The following is a 1,257-nucleotide window of genomic DNA, read 5'->3' on the forward strand; positions in this document are numbered from 1 at the left end:
TTCCACACCCTGACGGTGGACGAAGTCCGCCGTCTCACCGACGACGCCATCGAGGTGACGTTCGGGGTCCCGCCCGAGCTCGCCGGCCAGTTCGACTACCTGCCGGGCCAGTACGTCGCGCTGCGCACCACTTTGCCCGACGCCGACGGCCAGCCGCACGAGATCCGCCGCAGCTACTCGATCTGTGCCGAACCGCGCAGTTTCGCGGACGGCAGCAGCGAAATCCGCGTGGCCATCAAGAAAGACCTCGGAGGCTTGTTCTCCACGTGGGCCAATGCCGAACTCAAGTCCGGCGACGTCCTGGACGTCATGAGCCCCATGGGTGCCTTTGTCTCCAAGCACGGCCGCGACGGCAAGTCCGTGGAACAGAACGTCATGAACTCCATGAACCATCCGGAAGAGTTGGCGGGGGAGCCCGGCTCTTTCGTGGCGATTGCCGCGGGCTCCGGCATCACTCCCGTGATCGCCATTGCCCGCACCCTGCTGGCGGCCCACCCGGAGACCCGCTTTGACCTCGTCTACGCCAACAAGGCTGCGATGGACGTGATGTTCCTTGAAGAACTCGCGGACCTGAAGGACAAATACCCGGCCCGGCTGGCGCTGCATCACGTGCTCTCGCGTGAACAGCGGATCGCGCCGCTGCTCAGCGGCAGGATCGACGCCGAGAAGCTGCAGGCACTGCTGGGCACTGCCATCCACGCCGACGACGTCGACGAATGGTTCCTCTGCGGCCCGTTCGAACTCGTCCAGCTCTGCCGGGACACCCTCGCCGAGCGTGGCGTTGCCCCGGAGCATGTCCGCTTCGAACTGTTCACTTCGGGCAAGCCGGAGCGCCCCGAGGGCAACATTGGCCGGCCCGTGGTCACGGACGAATCCAAGGAAACCTACAAGATCACGTTCAAGCTGGACGGGCTGCAGGGCGAGGTGGCCAGCCCCACCCATGCCCGCGAGTCCATCCTCAACGCCGCTCTCCGGGTCCGTCCCGATGTGCCGTTCGCCTGCGCTGGCGGCGTGTGCGGCACCTGCCGGGCCAAGGTGGTCAGCGGCAATGTCACCATGGACGAGAACTACGCCCTGGAGCAGGATGAGCTCGACAAGGGCTACGTCCTGACCTGCCAGTCCCACCCCACCACCCCGGAAGTCACGGTCGACTTCGACGTTTAAGCTTTTTCGACGTCCAGGCCTTTTCCAATCCAAGGAGCCCCATGATTTCCCTCTCCATCGCCGACGGCGTCGCCGAGGTCGTCCTCGACGCCC

The 1,257-nt window shown here is 65.4% G+C and carries 1 protein-coding gene; it reads left to right on the forward strand.

Annotated features, from left to right (window positions below):
• The coding region (gene paaE / locus LQV45_RS33565; RefSeq protein ID WP_230012115.1) for a 1,2-phenylacetyl-CoA epoxidase subunit PaaE at window positions 1-1,164 on the forward strand (1,164 nt) is incomplete at its 5' end.
• Between the last annotated feature and the right edge of the window lie 93 nt (window positions 1,165-1,257).

The organism is Microbacterium sp. Bi128 (genome assembly GCF_918698205.1).